Source organism: Rhizobium sp. P2_G2, from assembly GCF_056403555.1.
Genome location: NZ_JBFUFF010000202.1, coordinates 1 through 5,411 on the forward strand (window position 1 = coordinate 1; position 5,411 = coordinate 5,411).

The 5,411-nt window shown below is 57.7% G+C and carries 6 protein-coding genes and 1 pseudogene; 6 read left to right on the top strand and 1 reads right to left on the bottom strand.

Annotated elements, in window-relative coordinates:
- From AC1D06_RS41645 to AC1D06_RS41670, 6 genes and pseudogenes are all read left to right on the top strand, one after another.
- Positions 1-192, top strand: a pseudogene (locus AC1D06_RS41645) (hypothetical protein); the annotation flags it as partial.
- A 923-nt stretch (positions 193-1,115) separates the two neighbouring features.
- Positions 1,116-1,325 (top strand): cold-shock protein, encoded by a 210-nt coding sequence (locus tag AC1D06_RS41650; RefSeq protein ID WP_477881442.1) that lies wholly within the window; start codon positions 1,116-1,118, stop codon positions 1,323-1,325.
- 163 nt (positions 1,326-1,488) lie between these two features.
- On the top strand, positions 1,489-1,764 hold the full coding sequence (locus AC1D06_RS41655; RefSeq protein WP_477991339.1) for a hypothetical protein: 276 nt from the start codon (positions 1,489-1,491) through the stop codon (positions 1,762-1,764).
- Between the two features lie 89 nt (positions 1,765-1,853).
- Positions 1,854-2,078, top strand: a complete 225-nt coding sequence (locus tag AC1D06_RS41660) for a hypothetical protein (RefSeq protein ID WP_477991333.1) — start codon at positions 1,854-1,856, stop codon at positions 2,076-2,078.
- 3 nt (positions 2,079-2,081) lie between these two features.
- The gene (locus tag AC1D06_RS41665; protein WP_477991335.1) at positions 2,082-2,462 is read left to right on the top strand and encodes a DUF6481 family protein; all 381 of its coding nucleotides are present in this window, start codon (positions 2,082-2,084) and stop codon (positions 2,460-2,462) included.
- Between the two features lie 200 nt (positions 2,463-2,662).
- A complete protein-coding gene (locus AC1D06_RS41670) occupies positions 2,663-4,129 on the top strand; it encodes a winged helix-turn-helix domain-containing protein (RefSeq protein WP_477991341.1) in 1,467 nt (488 codons plus the stop codon).
- Between the two features lie 104 nt (positions 4,130-4,233).
- On the opposite strand, the gene AC1D06_RS41675 is transcribed toward AC1D06_RS41670, so the two are convergent.
- Entirely contained in the window at positions 4,234-5,367 is a 1,134-nt protein-coding gene (locus tag AC1D06_RS41675; RefSeq protein WP_477991337.1) for an ISAs1 family transposase, read from the bottom strand.
- Positions 5,368-5,411 lie beyond the last annotated feature (44 nt).

The following is a 5,411-nucleotide window of genomic DNA, read 5'->3' on the forward strand; positions in this document are numbered from 1 at the left end:
ACCCCGCCATCCGTCCACCAGATGCTGCTCACGCTCGAAACCGTCCACCAGATGCTGCTCACGCTCGAAAGCAACGGCCTGATCCGCAGGCAGCCACGCATCGCACGCAGTGTCGAACTACTCATCCACCACAACTGCCTGCCAACATTGCAGCCAAACCAAACCGTCAAATCCTCTGTGCAGAGGTACTAGTCGCCGGAGTAGGAAACCTCATCGTGCGCACCTTGACCACCACGCCGGTTGGGCAGTCCCAATAACCACTATCGTCTATCGCGACGGTATCCAATTCCAAGTACAGCCTGGAATGGACAGCCCCGGTTCAAAAGAACCGGGGCTCTGGCACATTCCTCCTCCCGAAGAATGTGCGGGGCCAAAGCGGGGTTTGACCATGACTCACAAAACATTGGGTGAAAACGAAGTCAAACTCCAAACGCTTAAAACCTGACGGTTGCCATTTCTTGCAGCCGATTATCTGTATGAGTGCAGAGTATATTTTATAGGCAAAGTAAAACCCGCCTTTCGGCGGGGTTTGTGCGTGGGTGCCGGCGGAGTTAACGGCCAATATATCTGACACCTTCGCATCATCGTCCATTCTGGCCATGCGTTCGTAGCGGCTTTTCTCAACGCTCGAATGGCATTTGCCTAGGCATTCGCTTGCAAGGGGACCGCTTAATACGTGCCATAAAGCCGGGATTGGCCCGCCGCAAATTTTCCGTATTAGGCGCGCGTTGACCGTCGAGAAACTACCGCTCCCAATGTAGCGGAACGTACTCATGAGTCTGAATGCCGTTGCCCAGAAGTTGAAGCGCCGGTCGAAGATCATTTCAAGGGCCCGGATGTCGAGGCATTGCTAATCGTGCAGGCAGCAGTTGCTCGATCCATTCAAGCGGCGACCTTGGAGCCGGTCGTACTGCCCTATCTCAAACTGCAGAAACTTTCGGTTGACATTGCGGTTTGCTGCCGCTATTTACAGTTTATCGATATTTGCTTGCTGAGCTTTGGTTGCTGCGCGATTGGCATCGCGCCTTGAACGAACTTTCCTTTCAAAAATCGCTATCATTACCCCGTGGCGCATTCGCGCGGCGGTCGTTCAATATTGCTTGAAAGGGTTCATCATGACCACTGGCACAGTTAAATGGTTCAATTCCACCAAGGGCTTCGGCTTTATCCAACCTGACAATGGCGGCCCTGACGCATTTGTTCACATCTCGGCCGTCGAGCGTGCGGGCATGCGGGAAATCGTCGAAGGCCAGAAAATCGGCTACGATATGGAGCGCGACAACAAGTCGGGCAAAATGTCCGCCTGCAATCTGCAGTCTGCATAATTCGGCATCAGCTTTCCTTTGACCACGGATGTACTGGCACTGTCGAAAGCATGATACCAACCAAGGGGTCAGGCAATTTGCCTGGCCTTTTTTTGCCGTGGCATTCCAGGCAGATGGCGAGCAGATCACCGTTTGGCTGTCGAGGATCCGGCAGATTCCGGAGATCACCGTGGAAAAAAACGAACTGCAGGCGACCAACACCGCGTGGCAAATCGCCATGCAAGAGATTCTGCGCATGGTCGTGCGCGACATTTACAAAACTGGCGGCGAAGCCAGCTTCAAGGCGCATATCAAGCGAATTGAAGAGGCGGCTGTCGACAGCATTTACACCGGCCTCATGCTGCGCGGGACCGACGGTTGGACAGAGACGCTGGTTAAGGAACAGGCGAGCAATTTCGTGACCACACTGCTCACGTCGTTCACGTTCGATCGCGCGTAAGTCCCCCCGGCAGTCGAGTTTGCTTTAGCGAGAAGTCCGGTTTTATTATTGCTCGGCGCGTGCGCGCCTCCGTTTTCAGGACCTACATCATGACAGAGACATACAGCAGATCACGGCAACAGGCCGAAATCGCCTTCGGCAGAGAGCAAACCGAATTCTTCGCTCGGGGACAAGCGTTAGAAACGCTTGATTCGATCGCTCAGGCGCGCGATGAAAAGACCTTGCGGCTGCGAGAAGCACGCAAGGCAAAAGAATTGATTGATCGCATGTCAGCCACACCTGGGGCCGCAAGGAAACATGCGAAGAAAGCCTAAGATTTGAAAAACACCAGAGACAATGATCTCACCGATCGCCGCACAGCCGCCGCCAAATCCAAGGCCGCCCTTCTTGATGCCTATCGCACCGCAAGGGATGCGGCTGCGCCAGAACAGGCAGCCAAACAAGCCGAGCGTCAGGCCGTTGCCGCCGCCAGGGAAGCGCGCCGCACTGAGCGGGAGCGAACGAAGATTGAGGAGCAGGAGCGCGTTCTTGCCGAGGTCGCGCAACGCCAAGCCACGCTCGAAGCCGCTGCCCGAGCAGAGATCGAAGAGCGAGAGGCCGCCGACAAAAGCCGTGTCGCCCGCGTCATCCAGGATGAGGCTGCCCGCAAGGCCGAACGCGACCGACGTTATGCTGCCCGCAAGGCTCGCCAATCCTGACGCCCGGGCCCCTACCAGGTGAGCCCGTCAACTGGTCAAACGTGCTTTCTTGATGACCAGGGTAACGATCACGCCGGCCTCCTACCAGTCGTAGGATATCGGCCCTCCAAGCTGTCAGCCGTGGTCCATAAGCATGCGCAGCCACGAGCCCGAGTTCGACGCCGTGAATGCGCTTGGACGCCGGCCAGTGACGGCTGGGTCTGGGGCGACGCGCAGTGGCGCTGTTGCGGATGCTTCTGGAACGGGCAGAAACGCCAGTCGGCAAAGAAGCATTGATCRACGCCGCGTGGCCAGGTCTTGCYGTCGAAGACAGCAATCTRACCGTTCAGATCGCAGCGATCCGCCGCACATTGTCGGATGAAGCAGGCGCGGACTGGATCGAGACCTTGCCACGGCGCGGCTACCGCTATATCGGACCCGATGTGACAGTTGGGAGCGCGACGCCCGACAAAGCCGTGGAGCATTCCTCATCTCAAACTGGGCCTTCAAGGCCATCCATCGCCGTGCTTCGGTTCTCTGACCCGGGCGATGACAAGCAGGCGTATTTTGCCGATGGCGTCGCCGAGGACATTGCCTCGGGCCTATCGCGAATAAAGTGGTTGGTGGTCATCTCGCCGAAGTCAAGTTTCACCTACGGCAACGACATGCTGGACTTGCGGCGCGTTGGACGCGAACTCGACGTGCGCTACCTGCTGCAAGGCAATGTGCGCCGATCCGGAGGCCAGGTCCGGATTTCGGTGCAGATGGTCGAAGCGGAGAACGGAACCCTGTTGTGGACGCAGCGGTTCGACCGACCCGCCATTGACATCTTCGATCTGCAAGACGAGATCACCCTTAACGTGGTGAGCGCCATAGAACCAAATCTGCGCAAGGCAGAACGAGAACGTGTCGCGCGCAAACGGCCAGAAAGCCTTGACGCTTACGATCTGGTCCTCCAGGCCCAACCGGATGTCTACTGTGGAATGCCGGTGGAGGCGACGCGGGCTTTGCCACTGCTCGCTAAAGCAATGGAACTTGAACCCACCTACGCATTGGCTCATTCGTTCGCGGCAATGTGCCATCACATCCTGTTCCTTCGTGGCGCTCTTCCAGAGGAACAGCGCCTCGCGTCGATCCGGCATGCACGGGACGCCATCATACACGGACAGGACGACGCGCTTGCATTGTCATTCGCCGCATTTTCGATCGGTATGGACGACCACGATCGCCATGCCGCTTTCGCAGCGACGGCAGCCGCGCTCGTTGTCAGCCCGTCTTCGGCCATCACATATATCGTCGGTGGCGTGATGTACGGCTGGGCTGGGGACGCCGAACGCGCAATCGACTGGGGCGAGCGAGCTCTGCGCCTGAGCCCATTCGATCCATGGGCCTGGTCCGCCTGTCACGCGTTGACGCTTGGACACCTTTCTCTCGGACACTTCGAGAAAGCTGCCGAAGCAGCGTACACGGCGGTGCAACTCAATCCACGTCACAGCATCTCGCACATGCTGCTGGCAGCGGCACTGGCAAAGCTCGGTCGCGAGGGCGATGCCAGGAGCGCCGCCGCGCGTGTTCTGGAGCTTCACCCCACTTTTCGGATTAGCCTGCAGCTTTCGGGGGTCGACTGTGAGCCTTCGCTGGCAACATCGCTCGCCAGCGCGCTRGAGATCGCTGGATTGCCCAGATAGATACGATGTGGGAAAGCTTCGACCAGGACGTGGCCGGAAAGCCATGGCGACCGAAGGGCTGAAGAGTTTCCCATTGCGTCGGCGGAGCAGGGCAATCGGGTGAGTTAATTTCCGCGGATTGCGTTCTGGAGGTATTTGTCATCCCAGTTTGCGGTTTTACGCTTGAGGTTGATTGAATCCTTGCCGGGGGCGAGCCTGAGCAGGTTTGCGGTTATGTGTCTCATGATGGCGAAGATAGCGGGTGCATTGTCGGTGCGGACGCGGCTTTCGTCGTCGCGGAAGCTCATGTCGAGAACCCAATGAAGGCTGTTTTCGATGGCCCAGTGATCGCGCAYATAGGCTGAGATATCGGCGGCACTTGCCGAAAGCGAGGTGATGTAGAACCTGGTTTCGGATTGGCTTTTGCCCTGGATTTCACGCAGGCTGTCGACCATGACGATGGACGCGAGACCCGGCCAGTCGTGCCGGTCGGCCAGCCAGCCGATATCGCTCAGCACATGGACGCTGCGCGTCTCGATCCGACCGTGCTCGCCGTCAACGGTCAGGTCGCTGTCATGCCAACAATCGGCGAAGTGACGCTCGATCTGTTTGGCGGCAAACAGTTTGACATCCTCATGCAGCGGCCCCTGATTGCCCTTGAGCGCCAAAATGTAGTCGGCTTGTTTGTCGGTGATTTTGCGGGCGACCTCTTTCTGGCAGCCCATGGCATCAATCGTCACCACCGCGCCTTCGATCGAGAGCATGTCGAGAAGCATGGGGATGGCTGTGATTTCATTGGATTTCTCCGAGACCTTGACCTGTCCCAGAACCAGTTTCTGCCGCGCTGAGAAGGCGCTGAGCGTATGCAGGGCGTCCTTGTTGCCTTTCGTGCCGGAGCGGCGTGAGGTCTTGCCGTCTATGGCGATGACCTCAGCCGGTCGACCGGTCACCGCCGCCACCCATCGGGCAAAACAGGCTTGGAACGCYTGAACGTCAAGGCTTGCGACAATGACGCCCAGTTGATCCTCACACGGTGTTCCGTAGGTATACGGGCTGAACCGACGCAGCAGTTCCAGCCGCTTTTCGCCAAACCGGGCAATCTCGCTGACGCAGTTGCAGTCGCAGATCATCGCGACAAGGCAAAGAAGCAGAACCTCCTCAAGCGGATAACGCACCTTCAGGGCTTGCCGCTTGTCCGGAAGCTCTGAGAAATACGAAAGAAAAACAATCCCTTCCGAAATAGACGCCTGCAAATCCATGGCAAACCTCCTCGACGAATCAGAGGATTCACACAGATTCACAG